This window comes from Pseudomonas putida, from assembly GCF_028682635.1.
GTDB classification, from domain to species: domain Bacteria; phylum Pseudomonadota; class Gammaproteobacteria; order Pseudomonadales; family Pseudomonadaceae; genus Aquipseudomonas; species Aquipseudomonas putida_AE.
The window spans coordinates 208,149-225,606 of record NZ_JANHLK010000010.1; the positions used below are offsets into that span (position 1 = coordinate 208,149).

Sequence of the window (17,458 nt, forward strand, 5' to 3'; positions counted from 1 at the left end):
TTGTATCGGATAAAAAGCAATACAAATCTGCTCATTGCCCTGCTACGAGCATGACAACAGGGATAAAGCACCATGAGTCAATTCGAACAACTGCTGGATGAACTGAAGGCCAGTGCCGCCTTGCAGCGTGACAAGGCCGAAACCCTTTACGCGCAGCTGGCCGATTCCCTGGCCGAGGCCATCGCCAATGGCAGGCTCAAGGCCGGCGAGCGCCTGCCGCCCCATCGAGACTTTGCCAGCGCGCTGGGGGTCAATATCACCACGGTGACCAAGGCCATGGCGGTGCTGCAGCAAAAAGGCCTGGTGGAAAGTCGGCCCGGGCGCGGTACCCAGGTCGCGCAGCCCCGGCATCCGGCGGCGCAGTTTCAATCGGCACCGAGCAATGCTCCGGGCACCGTCGACCTGAGCGTCAATCGTCCGGCCACCGACGGCTTCAACCGGGTACTGGCGCAGTTGCTGCCGCGTCTTGCCAGCGACCCGCGCTTTGCCGACATGAAGGACTATCACCCTTCCGAAGGTCCGTTGTGGGCCCGGGAGGCGGCGGCGCAATGGCTGCGGCACACCGGCGTCGAGGCCCAGGCCTCGCAGATGCTGATCGTCGAAGGCGCGCAGCACGGCATCGCCAGTACTTTGCGCAGCCTCACCAACAGCGGCGACACCGTGCTGGCCGACAGCGTGACCTATCAAGGCATCAATGCCCTGTGCCGTACGCTGGGGCTGATCCTGGTCGGGGTCGACGCCGACGAGCGCGGCATGTCTCCCGAGGCGCTGCGCCAGGCCTGCGCCGAACATCAACCGCGGCTGTTGTTCCTGGTGCCGTCGATCCATAACCCGACCGCCATCACCCTGGACGCCGAACGCCGTGCACAACTGGCGAGCGTCATCGGCGAAACCGATCTGCTGGTGATCGAGGACGACGTGTATCGCCCGCTGCTGGATCAGTCGCCGCCGCCCTTCGTCGCCTTGCTGCCAGAGCGCACGATCTACATTTCGGCCCTGTCCAAGTGCATCGCGCCGGGCCTGCGTATGGGCTTTGTCATGGCCCCACCCGCCCTGGTGCAGGACATCGCCGCCATGCAGCGCATCGACTGCTGGAGCACCTCGCCACTGACCGCACTGATCGCCGCGCGCCTGATCGAAGACGGGCATGCCGAGCAGCTGGTCGCGGAACAGCGCGAAGAACTGCGGATCCGCCAGGCGCTGCTCGCCACGCACCTGCAAGGCCTGGAGTTCCAGCACAGCGCCACCGGTACCCACGCCTGGCTGGTACTGCCCGAACCCTGGACCGGCTCGCGCTTCGCCCGCCTCTGCCAGGATCGCGGCGTGGTACTGCTGGCCGGTGGCGCCTTTACCTTGCGCCCGGAGCTTTCGCCGCAAGCGGTACGCATCAACATCTCGGCGGCCCTGTCACGGGAGCAGCTGATCAAAGCCCTGAGCGTCATCAGTCAATTGGCACGCCAGGGTCATCTCCACATGCACAACCGGATCTGAGGACATGACACAGCCAGTTCATTGTGAAATCGCCGTTATCGGCGCCGGGGTGGTCGGGGTAGCCACGGCACTCTGGCTACGCCGCGAGGGTTACCGGGTGGTGCTGCTGGAGCGCGACGCCATCGCCAGCGGCGCGTCCTACGGCAATGCCGGCACCCTGGCCCCCTACGGCGTGATGCCGATCGCCCAGCCGTCGCTGCTGAAAGCCATCCCGTCGCTGCTGTTTTCCCGCGAGTCGCCCTTCGTCATCAACTGGGCACGGCTGCCCCGGCTGATGCCATGGCTGTTGCGGTTTCTCAATGAATGTCGCGCCTCGCGTTGCGAAGCCAATACCCAGGCGCTGACCCGCATCCTCGAACACACCTACAGCGGTTATGCGCCGTTGCTGGACGACTGCCCGCAGGCCGATGGGCATCTGCGCCATAACGGCTGCCTCTATGCCTATGGCACCGAGCAAGGTTTCGCCGGTGCCCAGGCGGCGATCGAATTGCGCCGCTCACTGGGCATTGCCCAGCAAGTGTTGAACGCGGCAGACGTCGAACAACTGGAGCCGGCCCTGGCGGGCAAGGCGGTGGCCGGCATCCTGTTTCCCGAGTCCTCACACATGGATGACCCGCGCGCCTTCATCGAAGCGCTGGCGGCCCCGCTGATTGCCGAAGGTGCGCTGCATCAGGCCACGGTCACCGGTGTACAACGTAAAAGCGATGGCCTGTACTTGAGCTGCGTGGAAGGAAAATCCTGGCGCGCCGACCGCGTCGTGCTGTGCGGCGGCGCCTGGTCAGCGGCGCTGGCCCGGCAGGTGGGCGATCACATCCCGCTGGATACCGAGCGCGGCTATCACCTCGAATTCGACCTGCAGGACACCTTGCTCAACCGCCCGTGCTGCCCGGTGGAAAGCGCGTTCTACATGACACCGATGGCGGGCCGACTGCGGGTGGCGGGCACGGTGGAGCTGGGCTCGATCCACGACCCGGCCAATCCGCAGCGTTTCGATTATCTGGAGCGTCACGTGCGCAGGGTCATGGGCCTGACGCAACCGGTCGCGCGCAAATGGCTGGGGTTTCGCCCTTCCCTGCCCGACTCGCTACCGGTCATTGGCCCGTCACCGAACGAGCCGCGCATGATCTACGCCTTCGGCCATCAGCACCTGGGCCTGACGCTGGCCGGGGCCACCGGCCTGTTGGTCGCCGACTGCATCGCCGGCAAAACGCCCCAATGGCTGGACAGTTTTTCCGTGCAACGCTTCTGAGCAACGTCTTTCCACAGGAGAACAATGGATGCAAACCATCGAGCGCCAACAGACCAACCCACGCATGAGCCAGATCGTGATCCACGGCAATACAGTCTACCTGGCCGGGCAAGTGGGCGAACGCCATCACGACGTGGCCGGGCAGACCCGCGATGCGCTGGCACGGGTCGATGCCTTGCTTGAGCAAGCCGGTTCCTCCAGGGAACAACTGTTGCAGACCACCATCTGGCTTGCCGACATGGCCGATTTTGCAGCGATGAATGCCGTGTGGGACGCCTGGGTACCGGCCGGACATGCGCCGGCCCGGGCCTGTGGCGAGGCGAAACTGGCGGACAAGGCGTTGTTGGTCGAGGTGATTGTCTGCGCGGCGCGGGGATGAATTTTTTCCGCATGCTCCTGCTTGGTCAATAACCCCAGGCGCGAAAGCGCTTGCTGGTTGCCCAGCCGTCCATCGACTAGAGTCAAGCGGCACCCTCCTTGCTGCCACGCTCGGGTGCCTGGGTCGATACGGACGGAGGAACACCCATGTCTTCAAACATCCTTTTCGCCTGGGGGCTGGCGGTCAGTACGGTGATTGTGCACGCCGTCGGCATCGCGCTGATGCTCAGGCTTCTGAATCGCCGCAAGGCTGCGACGCGACTCTGGGCCATCAGCTGGAGGCTGGCCTGGGTGGCGGTCTACCTGGTGATTCTGCACCTGGCGGAAATTTCGATCTGGGCCGCCTTTTATCTGTGGCAGCAATGCCTGCCCGATCTCGAAACGGCACTCTACTTCTCGGCAGTCACCTACGCGACGATTGGCTACGGAGAGGTGGTGCTGGCAACGCCCTGGCGCTTGCTCGCGCCAATCGAAGGCTTGACCGGCATCCTCATGTGCGGGTTATCCACGGGCCTGTTCTTCGCGATGGTCAACCACATCTACCAACAGGCTCACACGAGAACCCGGGACGATCTCAAGGACTGATGGTGGCCGATTGCGGAACGCATGTACGACCGCAGGTGTCATTTGTACTAGACACCCCGGTGTCGCCTTCCCTTGAGAGACAGAGGTGGTCCCCATGAACAATATTATCTACATCGTTGGTGCCGTCGTAATCGTCCTGGTTATCCTGTCATTTGTCGGTCTTGTATAGCCCAGGTTGCGTTCGGCGAGCCCAGATCGCTCGCAAAAGGAGAGGTTGATGCCTGGACGCAAGCAGCCACCAACCCTGGTTGATGGCGGCGTTGAAACTGTCTCTGCGAGAACGTTGCGTGCTGGGGCGGTCTTCCGGCTCACGGTGAGCTTCATGCTGGTGGTGGTCCTGGTGTTTCTCGCGGTCGAGGGTTGGCGGACGTGGCGTGACTACCGGTCAGCCTTCGCCTCGGCCCGCGACTCGGTGACGAACCTGGCGCGAGCCACGGCGCAGCACGCCGAAGATGCCATTCGCCAAGTGGATGTACTGACTGCCGCGCTCGGTGAGCGGGTGGAAGGCGACGGCTTGCAGAACATCGACGTCCCGCGTATCCACAAACTGTTGGTCCAGCAATCGAACATCATGCCGCAGCTGCATGGCCTGTTCATCTACGGCCCTGACGGGCAATGGATCGTGACAGACAAGGACGCAACGCCGGAGCTGGTGAACAACGCCGACCGCGATTACTTCCAGTATCACCGCACGCACACGGATAAAAACGTGCGCATCGGCGAGGTAGTCACCAGTAGATCAACCAACGACCTGATCATCCCCATCTCCCGGCGCCTGAACAATCCGGATGGCACCTTCGCTGGCGTTCTGCTGGGAACGATCAAGGTCAGCTACTTCGTCGACTACTACGGCGACTTCAAGATCGATGACAAGGGTGCCCTGGTGCTGGCCACCCGCAGCGGAACAATCCTGGTGCGCCGCCCCTTCATTGCCTCCGTGGTCGGCAAGAGCCTGGCGGGCAGCGAGATTTTCCAGCGTTACCTGCCCAATGCCAACCAGGGCATCGCCGAAGTCAAGGCCGTCGTGGACGACACCGAGCGTCTGTACGGTTACCGGGCCTTGACCACCTACCCGTTGGTGGTGGAAGCCGGACTGTCCCGGGATTCGATCATCGCCCCCTGGCGTCGCGATCTGCTGAAAACCGGCTGGGTGCTGGTGGTGCTGATCGGGGTGCTCGCGGTGTTCGGGCTCATCGTCTTGAGTCAGTTGCGCCAGCGAATGGTGACGGAAAGAAAGTTGCGTCACGCGCACCAGGCCATGCGCGACATGGCGCTGACAGACAGCCTGACCGGCCTGGGCAATCGTCGCCGCCTGGACACCGCGCTGCCGGAGGAAATCCGCCTGGCTGCACGCCAGGGCTCCTCGCTGTCACTGATCATGCTCGATGTCGATTACTTCAAGCGCTATAACGACAGCTACGGCCACGCCGCCGGCGATGATTGCCTGGGTGCGGTAGGCGCCGCGATCCAGCAGGCGGTCAAAAGACCCGGGGACCTGGCCGTCCGCTACGGTGGCGAGGAATTTACCGTGCTGCTTCCCAATACCGATGGCGCGGGCGCAGCCCAGGTCGCCGAAGAGATCCTGCAGGCCATTCGATCAATGGACATCGAGCATAATGCCCATCCCCTGGGCAGGGTCACGGCCAGTGCGGGTATCACCACCCACCGGCCGAACGTCGAGGACGTGACGCCGGCCACCCTGATCAAAGCCGCTGACGCCCTGCTTTACGCGGCGAAACGTCAGGGACGAAATCGCTGGTGCGCCGCCAACCCGTCAAGTGAAAGTAACCCTGCATAAGCGCGAACTTTCTCCTGCAAAGCCTTTCTTGCGAACCAGATGGCACTTGAGTGCCACCCAGTCTGCTACGCTTTTCTTTCCCCCGAATGGATTCGGGAATCATTGCCAAAGGCTGTTTCGTGGCCACTTGAGGGGATGGAATGAAAGCCAAGTTACTGGGGGTCGCTGTTACCGTCGTCGTCATCGGTACCGCTGTCTATGGACTGAACACTTGGAAAACGCTGCAGAGCGAGCGTCAGGAAGCGGTCTGTACCTTAGCGCGCCAGCACCTCAAGGACCTGGAAGTACAGGCGCGGGCCCTGGCCGCCGGGTTGTCGGTGGAGGCCTATGCCGAAGCCGAAAAGGCCGAGGCCGGCAAACTGGTGTCGGCGCTGGATACGGCAAAGAACGAAGCCGAGGTCGATGCCGTGATCGACCAGCATTCTGCCGCCATCGAAAAGCAGATCCATGCTGAAGACGCAGAGGTCAAGTCCCGGGGTGAGCAGAAGTTCCTCGTCCAGGAACGCAAGGAACAGCGCATCACCACCGACATCAAGCAGGAAATCCAGCGTGCCGAGAAGGCCGTTGCCGATGACTGCGATTAGTTCGACCCGTTCAATTTTTTAAATGCGCATGCTTATCAAAGTGACTAACGCGTTCTAGACTCCACTACTGGCAGGTTCATTAAAGCTCCGCGTCCCTGACAAAAAAGCCAATAAAAACCAGGAAGTCCAGCCTTGAAAACTTCAACTATCGGCGTTGTGGGGAGTCTGCTGGTCTCGGGCGCGGTTTGCGCCACGGGGATTGCGCCGGTGCTCGATCTGGACTTCTCCCGCACCGCCATGGAAACCCTCAAGAAGCGTGGGATCGACGACGCGTGCATCGTCGCCGCCCAAAGCCCCGGAAGGTTCACCTACTGCCGGGAAGGGTCAACGACGCTCTGGCAGTACCAGACTCTGGACCTGGTGCAACAGGCCGGGCTGCTCAATGAAGGCGTACGGCCTTCGACGGATCATGGGCAAATCAGTGTCGTGGCAGTCGACAGCGCGGCCTGCGAAAATGACCACGGGAAAGCGGCCGGACCTGCGACCTTTGCCACCCTGCTCCTCAGCCTGGCGAGCCTGTTCCTGTTGATCGGGTTGCGCTACACCTACCTGGCAATCATGCGCGGGCCCTATCAACCGGTGGCCTACTCCGATCCCCGCCTGCAGCGCGAGATCAACCCCGAGTCCACGCACCCCTTGACCATCAAGGCGCTGGGAGCCTTCGGTGTCGCCGCCGCATTGGCCCTTGTCTACTGCTGTTACCTCGGATTCTGAAGCAGGAACCGGCCGACGGCGCGCCGGCCCCTTTTCGATCCTGTCTACAGTCGTTCTTCCACCACCGGCGGCGGCGGATCCTGCACCCACTGCCAGAACAACTGGTAACCCACCGCCAGCACCACCGGGCCGATGAACAAGCCCAGGATGCCGCCGGTGACCATCCCGCCCAGGGCTCCGATCAATATCACCGGCATCGGCACGTCGACCCCGCGCCCCAGCATCAATGGCTTGAGCACGTTGTCCACCAGGCCCGCGACGAAGACGTAGATGGAGAAGATGATGGTCACGGTATTGGCCCCTTCGGTCGCGATGACAAAGGCAATGACCGGCACTGTGATCAAGGTTGCCGGCAGCTGCATGATGCCCAGCAGCAGCACCGCCAATGCCAGCAACCCGGCGCCGGGAACCCCCTTGAACACGAACCCGAGCCCCACCAGCAGCATCTGGATGAACGCGATGCCGACCACCCCGAGCGCCACGGCGCGGATGGTTGCGGTGCACAAGGTGGCCACTTGGGGACCTTTTTCCGGTCCGCTGATCCGCGAGGCGATCTGCACCGAGGCGCGGCTACCCGCTTCGCCATAGGCCATGAAGATCCCGGCAAGGATCAGCGCGACGATGAACATCAGCAGGCCCATGCCGACGCCGGCCACCTTGCCCAGTACCGACAGGCTGACGTCCTTGATTTGCGGAATGTACTTTGACGTCAGTCCGGGAAGGTCGGTAGACGCCTGCAGCCACAGCGCCGACAGCGGTTTACCCACCAGTGGCCAGCTGGCAACGGAATCGGACGGAGGCGGAATGCGGATGCCTTCGTCCCGGACCACGGTCATGGCATTTTCGACCGAGTCGGCAATCGAGGTGCCCAACAGGTAGATCGGGACCATGAGGATGGCGATGGCCACCAGCACGATCAGCGTCGCAATACGTCCGTCCTTTTCTCCCATCGGTCCCCGCAGCCGTTGTTGCAAGGGGTAGAGGGTGATCGCCAGGATCACCGACCACAGCATCAAGTCGCGAAACGGGCGAAAAATCTCAAAGCAGAACAGCACCAGCACGACAATCAGTCCGGCGCGGATCAAAATATCGAGCAACCCGCGGGACAAGGCCTTCTCTGACAGCGGCATGGGTACCATGGACGTCTCCTGACAGTTCACTGGGAAGGAAAACCGGTTAGCCCAGCATAGACGCACAATTCACAACGTGAAGGATCAACGCAGTTTAAGTGGATCCACCAAGTCTGCCGCAATCGCCATGCCCACCAGATCCGGCAGTGTGTTGGCCTGCATGCGTTTCATGACGCGAGAGCGATACAGATCGACGGTTTTGGCACTGACCCCCAGTTGCTCGGCGATTTCGCGGGTGGTGTAGCCCTGCACCAACGGCAACATGACGTCCCGCTCTCGCGGCGTCAGCGTGAGCAAGCGGGCCTGCAACGCCTCCTGGCCCTGATTGCCGCAGCGTTGCGCGGCGCAATTGCCCAGCGCCTGTTGCACGCTGTCCAGCAGCAACTGCTCGTTATAGGGCTTCTCGATGAAATCATGGGCACCGGCCTTGAACGCACGGACCACGATGGGCACATCGGCGTGCCCGCTGACAAAGATGATCGGCAGATTCAGCTGGCGTACGCGCATTTCCTCCTGCACGTTCAACCCGCCCATGCCGGGCATGCGCACGTCGAGCAGCACGCAGGCATCCAGACTGGCATCGCAGGCCTCGAGAAACTCGATACCACTGGTAAACGGCAGGGCTGTCAGGCCGACCGACTCCAATAACCAGACCGTCGAATCGAGCATTCCCTGGTCATCGTCGACCACATACACCACGTGCTCCGCCACACCTGCCATTACGTCATTCCTGTTGTTGTTTTGTTGGGCCGGCCAGCGGCAATCGGCAACACATCAGCAGCCCGACAGGCTGGAGCCGGGCATTCAGTTCGCCGCCGAAACCTTCGATGATGCTGCGGCTCATGGACAACCCGAGCCCCAGGCCATCGGGCTTGCTGGTGAAGAACGGGGTGAATATCTGCTCGAGCTCGGGCTCGCTGACGCCCGGGCCCTGGTCTTGCACACTGATTTCCACGGTGGCGCCACTGCCCTGCTCCACCGCCATCACGATCAGCGAGGGCTCGTGCGGATGCTGGTCACGGTTGGCGTCGATGGCATTGCGCAACAGATTGAGCAGCACCTGTTCCAGCAACACGCGGTCGGCATAAACAGGCGGCAGATTATCCGGCAGTCGATCCTCGATTGTCACTTCGCAATGACTGGCCTCCCACGCGCATAAACGCACGGCTTCGCGGGCAATGTCGGTCAGGTTCAGCGCCTGCATGCGCCGCTGGCCCTTGCGCAAAAACGAGCGTAACCGGCGGATCACTTCGGAAGCGTGGGTGGCGTGATGGGTGATGCGTTCCAGGCCTTGCGCCACCCGGACGGCGGCCTGCGGATTGGAACCCAGTGTTTGTAGATAGCGTTGGCTGGCGTTGGCGTAATTCACCACGGCAGCCAGCGGCTGGTTGATTTCGTGGGCGATGCCCGAGGCCAGTTCACCGAGTGTGACCAGGCGCGCAGTGTGGGCCAGTTCGTCTTGATGGCGGCGCTGTTGCGCTTCGCGCAGTTCCCGTTCGGTCATGTCCCGCGCCACCAGCGAGTAATAACGCTCGCCGCCGGCGGAGCGGTGGGCCAGTAACACCAGCGATACCGGCACGGACGTACCGCCGCCTGGTGGTTGCAGACGCGCATCGGTGCTCCAGACGCCATCGCGCTCGGCGCTGCTCCAGCCATCCCGTTGCAGGCGCGCAAGGTCGCCGCTGGCGAACAGATCGGCCAGGGCCGGCATGGATTGCTGCTCATCAATCCCGAGGATGCGGCGCGCGGCGGGATTGAGGTAAGTGACCAGGCCCTCGGGAGCGATGAACAACACCGGATCGATGTTGGCCTCGACCACTTCGGCCAGGCGTCGTTTGTTCTCCTCGGCGAGCACCCGGGCCGTGATGTCCCGGGAGACACTCACCACTTCGACCACCGCCCCGGTATAGGTTTCGCGGATCGCCCGGCTGGCGGATTCGAACCACAGGTAATGGCCGTCGCGATGGCGGATGCGATAGGTCATGGTGTGATAGCCATCCTGTTCCAGCGCATCCCGTGCACGTTGCATCAGGCCGGCCAGATCCTGGCCATGGAACAGGCCCTGGGCCATTTGCCCGCGCAATTCCTCCGGCCAGTAGCCGAGCAGGGTCCAGGACGCGGGCGACGCATCGAGGAAGCGCCCGTCCGGGGTGTGGCGGGAAATCAGGTCGGTGGTGTTTTCGATGATCAGCCGGTAAAGCCGGCGTGCGGTGATCGCTTCTCGTTCCGCCAGGACCTGGGTCGTGGCGTCGCGGCAACGGGCGAGCACGCGGTTGTCCTGCGGGTCGGGAATGAATGTCCAGATCAGGATCTGCGTTTCGAACTGAGCCTCGACACCTTCGATGGCCCGTTGCTGATCCAGACAGGCGCGCACCAGCACCCGATGATTGACTGGCAAAAAACCCAATACATCAGGCAATGGCTTCTCGGCCAGCAGGGCCAACAGCGCCGCATTGAACTCCAGCGGTCGGCCCTGTGCATCGAGCAACAGGCTCGGTTGTGGATCGTGGCCCAGTAGCGGCGAGCCGCGGAGCATGCCGTTGACGCTGCTCAACAGCGTCGTCAGCAAATCCCGCACCCAGCCCAGCCAGTCAAGACTCACCCCCTCGCACACTTCCACCAGCAGCAATCCCGCCTGCCCCGGCTGCAAGGCCAGGTCGAATACCTGGCCATGGCTGATGGCGGCTCGGCGCAGGCGGCCGGCCAGCCAGCAGTCCAATTGCCTGACTTGCGCCAGGTCCAGGCGCCCGGCCTCGATCAGTTGCTCGAACAATAACTGATCGCTGGCCAGCGCCGGGTCGCCCAGGCCCGGCGGGAAATGCTGGGCCGCCCCCTCATGGCTGTAGATCCGCGCATTGGGCTGCCAACTCAAGTAAACCGCCCGCTGCACTTCCGGGCAATCCTGCAGCGCATGACACAGCGCGTCGGCCCGGGCAGCCAGGGACACGCCTTCACGTTGCAGGCGCAACCAGCTGTGCAGTCGAACGGGAGTCAGGGTCATTGCCGGTCCACTTCTTCAATAAATCCAAGCATATACCGGCTACGGAAGTCCGGGGGCAAGTGATTTGGTACCGGACTAATTGAATATAGTACATTTACTATATTGCTTAGGTTGTACTTCCATACCAATGGATGAATGTTATATAAAGTAAACCGGACATAAAAAAGGCGACCCCGGCGCGTACACCGCAGGGGCTCCCATAGAGCTAACAATCAGCCACCGAGTACCCGTACATGTCGATCTATGAACAAGGGCTAGGCCCTTCGGCTGTCAACCATATTGCCCTGTCTCCGCTCAGCTTCATCGAGCGCACCGCCAACGTCTACCCGGACTACCCCGCCGTCATCCACGGCTCGATCCGCCGCACCTGGGCGCAGACCTATACCCGTTGTCGGCGCCTGGCCTCGGCTTTGGCCGGGCGCGGTATCGGCAAGGACGACACCGTGGCAGTGATGCTGCCCAATATTCCGGAAATGCTTGAAGTGCACTTCGGCGTGCCGATGATCGGCGCCGTGCTCAACCCGCTCAACGTGCGCCTGGATGCCGAAGCGATCGCCTTCATGCTGCAGCACGGCGAGGCCAAGGTGCTGATAACCGACCGCGAGTTCCACAGCGTGATTCACGCAGCCATCGGCATGCTGGATCACCCGCCCCTGGTGATCGACGTCAATGACCCGGAATACGGCGAAGGCCAGGCCGTCAGCGACCTGGACTACGAAGCGTTGCTGGCCGAAGGAGACCCTGCGTTCGACTGGAAATGGCCGGTCAATGAATGGCAAGCCATCTCGCTGAACTACACCTCCGGCACCACCGGCAACCCCAAGGGCGTGGTTTACCACCACCGCGGCGCGTACCTTAACGCCTTGGGCAACCAGATGACCTGGGCCATGGGCAACCATCCGGTGTACCTCTGGACCCTGCCAATGTTCCATTGCAACGGCTGGTGCTACCCCTGGACCATTACCGCCATGGCCGGTGTGCATGTGTTCCTGCGCCGGGTCGATCCACAGAAAATCCTCACGCTGATCCGCGAGCATCAGGTCACTCACCTGTGCGGCGCGCCGATCGTGCTCAATGCCCTGGTGAACATGCCGGAGTCGGCGAAAGCGGCCATCGATCACCCGGTCAACGCCATGGTCGCCGGTGCCGCACCGCCGGCCAAAGTGATCGGCGCCGTGGAAGAGATGGGCATCCAGGTCACTCACGTCTATGGCCTGACCGAAACCTATGGCCCGGTGACGCTGTGCGCCTGGCACGCGGAATGGGATGAGCTGCCCCTGGATGAGCGGGCGCAGATCAAGTCCCGACAGGGCGTGCGCTACACCACGCTCGAAGGCGTGATGGTCGGCGACTCGACGACGCTGGAACCCACCCCGCGTGACGGCCAGACCATCGGTGAGATCTTCATGCGCGGCAATACCGTGATGAAGGGCTACCTGAAGAACCCGACCGCCACCGCCGAAGCGTTCGAAGGCGGCTGGTTCCACACCGGCGACCTGGCGGTCTGTCATCCCGATGGTTACGTCGAGATCAAGGACCGGCTCAAGGACATCATCATCTCCGGCGGCGAGAACATTTCCACCATCGAGCTCGAAGGCGTGCTCTACCGCCACCCGGGCGTGATGGAAGCGGCCGTGGTCGCCCGCCCCGATGAGAAATGGGGCGAAACGCCCTGCGCCTTCGTCACCTTGAAGGCCGATCACCAGGACGTTCGCGAAGCCGACATCATCAGTTTCTGTCGCGAACACCTGGCCGGATTCAAGGTACCACGCACCGTGATCTTCACCCTGTTGCCGAAGACGTCCACCGGCAAGGTGCAGAAGTACGTGCTGCGCGACCGGGCCAAGGCGCTCTAACCGAAAACCACGTTGTACCCCACGGTGGCAGGTGATTGACCTGCCGCCTCGGGCTCGTGCACGCCGAATACGGCTGCCCGGCCCCCACAGACCGATAACAAGAACAAAGTGGAGCTAGCGATGACCGACATCCATTCAACCGATACGCAACGCTGCGAACGCATTCGCGGCAATCCGAAATTCCTCCAACTGGTGAGTAGCCGGTCGCGCCTGGCCTGGTCGTTGAGCGCCGCCGTGCTGGGCATTTATTACCTGTTCATGCTGATTGTGGCCTTTGCCCCGCAGTGGCTGCATGCGCCGCTTGGGGAACATCGGATGTTGACGCTGGGGATGCCGGTAGGCGCGGCGATCATCGTGTTTTCCTGGTTGTTGACCGGCTGGTACGTGTACAGCGCCAACACCCGCTTCGACGCACTGGGCGCCGCCATTCTCGAGGAGAGCAAGTGATGAACCTGTTCCGTACGCTTGCCCTCGCCGCTGCCGGCCTGTTGCCTGTTTCCGTCGCCATTGCCGCGCCCGCGCTGGGCGCGGTGGAAAAACAACCGCTCAACCTGAATGCCATCGGCATGTTCTTCGTCTTCGTGCTGGGCACGCTGGCCATCACCTGGTGGGCTGCGCGCCAGACCAAGTCCACCTCCGACTTCTACACGGCGGGCGGTGGTATCACCGGGTTCCAGAACGGCCTGGCGATTGCCGGTGACTACATGTCCGCGGCCACCCTGCTGGGGCTTTCCAGCCTGGTGTTTGCCAAGGGCTACGACGGCTTCATCTATACCATCGGTTTCTTCGTCGGCTGGCCGATCATCACCTTCCTGATGGCCGAGCGTCTGCGTAACCTGGGGCGCTATACCTTCGCCGACATCGTTTCCTATCGACTGGACCAGAACAAGGTGCGGATCTTCGCGGCCTTCGGCTCGTTGACCGTGGTGTGCTGCTACCTGATCGTACAGATGGTCGGCGCGGGTCAGTTGATCAAGCTGCTGTTCGGCCTCGACTACCCGGTAGCCGTGGTGATCGTCGGTGCGTTGATGCTGGTCTACGTGATCTTCGGTGGCATGATCGCGACCACCTGGGTACAGATCATCAAGGCCGTGCTGTTGCTGGCCGGCGGCACCACGCTTGCGGTCATGGCGATGTCGCAGTTCGGTTTCAGCTACGAGACCCTGGCCGACAAGGCCGTCCAGGCCCACGCCAGTGGCTGGAACATCATGGGCCCGGGCTCGATGCTCGCCGACCCGATCAACACCGCGTCGATGTCCCTGGGACTGGTGTTCGGCATCGCCGGCCTGCCGCACATCCTGATGCGTTTTTTCACCGTGCCCAATGCCAAGGAAGCCCGCAAGTCGGTGTTCTATGCCACCGGCTTCATCGGCTTCTTCTTCCTCGTGGTCTGCACCCTCGGTTTTGCCGCCATGGTGATCATCGGTACCGATCCGCAGTACTACGTCAACGGTGAAGTCGGCGGTGCCCTGATCGGCGGCGGCAACATGGTTGCCATGCACCTGGCCAAGGCGGTCGGCGGCAACCTGTTCTTCGGTTTCCTCGCGGCTGTGGCGTTCGCCACCATCCTCGCGGTGGTCTCCGGGCTGGCGCTGGCCGGTGCTTCGGCGATTTCCCACGACCTCTACGCCACCGTGTTCAAGAAAGGCAAGGCCAGCGAGAAACAGGAAATGCGCGTCACGCGCATGGCGACCGTGGGGCTGGGCATCATCGCGATCCTGCTGGGCATCCTGTTCGAGAAGATGAACGTCGCGTTCCTCGTGGGCCTGACCTTCGGCATTGCCGCCTCGACCAACTTCCCGGTGCTGATCATGGCCATGTACTGGAAAGGGCTTACAACCAAAGGCGCGATCATCGGCGGCTTCGCCGGCCTGATTTGCGCACTGGTGCTGGTGATCCTGTCGCCTGCGGTCTGGGTCACGGTGCTTGGCAATACCCACGCCATTTTCCCATACGACCACCCTGCCCTGTTCTCCATGCCGCTGGCGTTCCTGGTGATTGTCGTGGTGTCCCGGCTCGACCGCAGCGTGCGCGCCGAGAAGGAACGTGACGCCTACGCCGACCAGTTCGTGCGCGCGCAGACCGGCCTGGGTGCCGCCAGCGCTTCCAGTCATTGATTGCAAGGGCACGGCATTCGCTGCCGTGCCCATCGCACAACCGTCCTTTTGAGGTTCACGTTATGCCCGATTTCAAAGCCCCGCTGCGCGACCTGCGCTTTGTCCTGCATGAAGTCTTTGACGCCCCGGCCCTGTGGGCGCGCCTGCCGGCCCTGGCCGACAGTGTCGACGCCGATACCGCGGACGCCATTCTCGAGGAGGCGGCGAAAGTCACCTCGCAGCTGATTGCGCCCTTGAATCGCAGCGGCGACGAAGAAGGCGCGCAGTGGCATGCGGGTCGTGTCACCACGCCCAGCGGTTTCAAACAGGCCTACGCCACCTACATCGAAGGCGGCTGGGTCGGGCTGTCCGGCAACGCCGGGTTCGGTGGCATGGGCATGCCGAAGATGCTGGCGGTGCAATTCGAAGAGATGCTCTACGGCGCCAACTCGAGTTTTGCGCTGTATTCGGCATTGAGTTCCGGCGCCTGCCTGGCGCTGGATGCCCATGCCAGCGAGACCCTGAAAAACCTCTACCTGCCGCCGATGTATGAAGGCCGCTGGGCCGGTTCCATGTGCCTGACCGAAGCCCATGCCGGCACCGACCTGGGACTGATCCGCACCCGTGCCGAGCCTCAGGCTGACGGCAGCTACCAGATCACCGGCAGCAAGATGTTCATCACCGGCGGCGATCAGGACCTGACCGAAAACATCGTGCACCTGGTGCTGGCCAAACTGCCGGATGCACCTGCGGGCCCGAAAGGTATTTCGCTGTTTGTCGTGCCCAAAGTGCTGGTCAATCCCGACGGTTCCCTCGGCGCTGCCAACGCCGTAGGTTGCGGCTCGATCGAACACAAGATGGGGATCAAGGCCTCGGCGACCTGCGTGATGAACTTCGACGGCGCCAGCGGCTGGCTGGTCGGCGAGGAGAACAAGGGGCTGGCGGCGATGTTCACCATGATGAATTACGAACGCCTGTCCATCGGCATCCAGGGTATCGGCTGTGCCGAAGCGTCCTATCAGAGCGCCGTGGCGTACGCCCGCGAACGCCTTCAGAGCCGCTCGCCGACAGGCGCCATGGCGCCGGGCAAAGTGGCCGACCCGATCATCGTTCACCCCGACGTGCGACGCATGCTGCTGACCATGAAGGCCATGACCGAAGGGGGTCGCGCGTTCGCCAGTTATGTCGGGCAACAACTGGACCTGGCGAAGTTTTCCGACGATATCGGGGAACGGGAAAGCGCACAGGACCTGGTCGCGCTGCTGACACCGGTGGCCAAGGCATTTTTCACCGATACCGGCCTGGAAAGCTGCATCCACGGCCAGCAGGTGTTCGGCGGGCATGGCTACATTCGTGAGTGGGGCCAGGAACAATTGGTTCGCGATGTGCGCATCGCGCAGATCTACGAAGGCACCAACGGCATCCAGGCGCTGGACCTGCTCGGGCGCAAAGTGCTCGCCGACAAAGGTCTCGCGCTGCGCCAGTTCACCGGCGAGATTCGCCGCTTCGCCGCCCGGCCCGATGCCCCCTATGCCACACAACTGCTCGATGCCGTGCAACGGCTGGAGGACATCAGCGACTGGCTGCAGGATCGCGCCGCCACCAACCGCAACGAAGTCGGCGCCGCCTCGGTGGAGTATCTGCACCTGTTCGGTTACGTCGCCTACGCCTGGCTGTGGGCGCGCATGGCCCAGGTTGCCGGGCAGAAACGCAGCGAAGACGACAGTTTCTACGGCGCGAAAATCGCCACCGCCGACTTCTACATCCACCGCCTGTTGCCACGCATTCTGAGCCTGGAGCAATCCATTCGTGCTGGCAGCGCCTCGCTGTATGGCCTGTCGGCCGAACAGTTCTGACGATTGAACCGCCGCGGCGTCGGCTCCTCTCTTTTGGCGTCGCGGTTTTTACTTCCCGGGCCCTTGCCATTGCGGCAGGGGCTGCTGTGCCCGTCATTTCAAAAATAAAAACCAAGGGGCTTCACCATGGACCGCAGCACTCGTATTCTCGCTACCCGTCTCCTGTTGGCCGGCGGCGTCATCAGCCTCACGGCGCCTGCTTCTGCTGACTTCATCAAGGACAGCAAGGCCAGCCTGGAACTGCGCAACTTTTACTTCAACCGGGATTATCGCCAGACCAACGCCGCGCAATCGAAACAAGAGGAATGGGCCCAGGGGTTCCTGCTGCGCTATGAATCGGGATTCACTGACGGTTTGATCGGCGTGGGGTTCGATGCGATTGGCCTGCTCGGCGTCAAACTCGATTCGAGCCCCGATCGCGCCGGTTCCGGCCTGCTCAAACGCCACAGCGACACCAGCAAAGGTGCCCAGGACGAATACGGCGAACTGGGCCTGACCGCCAAACTGCGCGCTTCGAAAAGTACGCTAAAGCTCGGCACGTTGCTGCCCAAGCTGCCGACGGTACTGGCCAACGATTCACGGCTGTTGCCACAAACCTTCAAGGGCGGTCAGTTGACCTCGCTCGAACTCGAAGGCCTGACCGTGGATGCCGGTCGGCTGACGCAGGTCAACCAGCGCGACTCCTCGGACTACGAGGACATGGGCATCACCCGCACCGGC

The 17,458-nt window shown here is 62.5% G+C and carries 15 protein-coding genes; 12 read left to right on the top strand and 3 right to left on the bottom strand.

What is annotated here, in order from left to right:
• The first annotated feature begins 72 nt into the window (after window positions 1-72).
• From NPS56_RS15155 to NPS56_RS15185, 7 genes are all read left to right on the top strand, one after another.
• The gene (locus NPS56_RS15155; RefSeq protein ID WP_274075335.1) at window positions 73-1,491 is read left to right on the top strand and encodes a PLP-dependent aminotransferase family protein; all 1,419 of its coding nucleotides are present in this window, start codon (window positions 73-75) and stop codon (window positions 1,489-1,491) included.
• Between the two features lie 4 nt (window positions 1,492-1,495).
• Window positions 1,496-2,740: an NAD(P)/FAD-dependent oxidoreductase gene (locus NPS56_RS15160; protein ID WP_274075336.1), complete on the top strand. Its 1,245-nt coding sequence runs from the start codon at window positions 1,496-1,498 to the stop codon at window positions 2,738-2,740.
• A gap of 28 nt (window positions 2,741-2,768) precedes the next feature.
• Entirely contained in the window at window positions 2,769-3,119 is a 351-nt protein-coding gene (locus NPS56_RS15165) for a RidA family protein (protein WP_274075337.1), read from the top strand.
• 146 nt (window positions 3,120-3,265) lie between these two features.
• On the top strand, window positions 3,266-3,703 hold the full coding sequence (locus NPS56_RS15170; protein ID WP_274075338.1) for a potassium channel family protein: 438 nt from the start codon (window positions 3,266-3,268) through the stop codon (window positions 3,701-3,703).
• 217 nt (window positions 3,704-3,920) lie between these two features.
• Window positions 3,921-5,501 (top strand): sensor domain-containing diguanylate cyclase, encoded by a 1,581-nt coding sequence (locus NPS56_RS15175; RefSeq protein ID WP_274075339.1) that lies wholly within the window; start codon window positions 3,921-3,923, stop codon window positions 5,499-5,501.
• Window positions 5,502-5,641: 140 nt separating this feature from the next.
• A complete protein-coding gene (locus tag NPS56_RS15180; protein ID WP_274075340.1) occupies window positions 5,642-6,085 on the top strand; it encodes a hypothetical protein in 444 nt (147 codons plus the stop codon).
• 132 nt (window positions 6,086-6,217) lie between these two features.
• Window positions 6,218-6,799, top strand: a complete 582-nt coding sequence (locus NPS56_RS15185; RefSeq protein ID WP_274075341.1) for a hypothetical protein — start codon at window positions 6,218-6,220, stop codon at window positions 6,797-6,799.
• A 44-nt stretch (window positions 6,800-6,843) separates the two neighbouring features.
• Here NPS56_RS15185 and NPS56_RS15190 read toward each other — a convergent pair whose 3' ends face one another.
• From NPS56_RS15190 to NPS56_RS15200, 3 genes are all read right to left on the bottom strand, one after another.
• Complete coding sequence (locus tag NPS56_RS15190) at window positions 6,844-7,938, bottom strand: AI-2E family transporter (protein ID WP_274075342.1); 1,095 nt, start codon at window positions 7,936-7,938, stop codon at window positions 6,844-6,846.
• A gap of 75 nt (window positions 7,939-8,013) precedes the next feature.
• Window positions 8,014-8,649, bottom strand: coding sequence for a response regulator transcription factor (locus NPS56_RS15195; RefSeq protein WP_274075343.1), 636 nt, complete (start codon window positions 8,647-8,649; stop codon window positions 8,014-8,016).
• Window positions 8,650-8,653: 4 nt separating this feature from the next.
• Window positions 8,654-10,930, bottom strand: coding sequence for a PAS domain-containing sensor histidine kinase (locus NPS56_RS15200; RefSeq protein ID WP_274075344.1), 2,277 nt, complete (start codon window positions 10,928-10,930; stop codon window positions 8,654-8,656).
• A gap of 233 nt (window positions 10,931-11,163) precedes the next feature.
• Between NPS56_RS15200 and NPS56_RS15205 the strand changes: the two genes are divergently transcribed.
• From NPS56_RS15205 to NPS56_RS15225, 5 genes are all read left to right on the top strand, one after another.
• Window positions 11,164-12,786 carry an acyl-CoA synthetase gene (locus tag NPS56_RS15205; RefSeq protein WP_274075345.1) on the top strand — a complete coding sequence of 541 codons (1,623 nt, stop codon included), beginning with the start codon at window positions 11,164-11,166 and terminating at the stop codon, window positions 12,784-12,786.
• A gap of 120 nt (window positions 12,787-12,906) precedes the next feature.
• Window positions 12,907-13,233: a DUF485 domain-containing protein gene (locus NPS56_RS15210; protein WP_274075346.1), complete on the top strand. Its 327-nt coding sequence runs from the start codon at window positions 12,907-12,909 to the stop codon at window positions 13,231-13,233.
• Complete coding sequence (locus tag NPS56_RS15215; RefSeq protein ID WP_274075347.1) at window positions 13,233-14,903, top strand: cation acetate symporter; 1,671 nt, start codon at window positions 13,233-13,235, stop codon at window positions 14,901-14,903. Before NPS56_RS15210 ends, NPS56_RS15215 begins: the two co-directional genes overlap by 1 nt.
• 62 nt (window positions 14,904-14,965) lie before the next feature.
• Entirely contained in the window at window positions 14,966-16,738 is a 1,773-nt protein-coding gene (locus NPS56_RS15220) for an acyl-CoA dehydrogenase C-terminal domain-containing protein (RefSeq protein WP_274075348.1), read from the top strand.
• Between the two features lie 126 nt (window positions 16,739-16,864).
• A partial coding sequence (locus NPS56_RS15225; RefSeq protein WP_274075349.1) for an OprD family outer membrane porin occupies window positions 16,865-17,458 on the top strand: 594 nt, incomplete at its 3' end.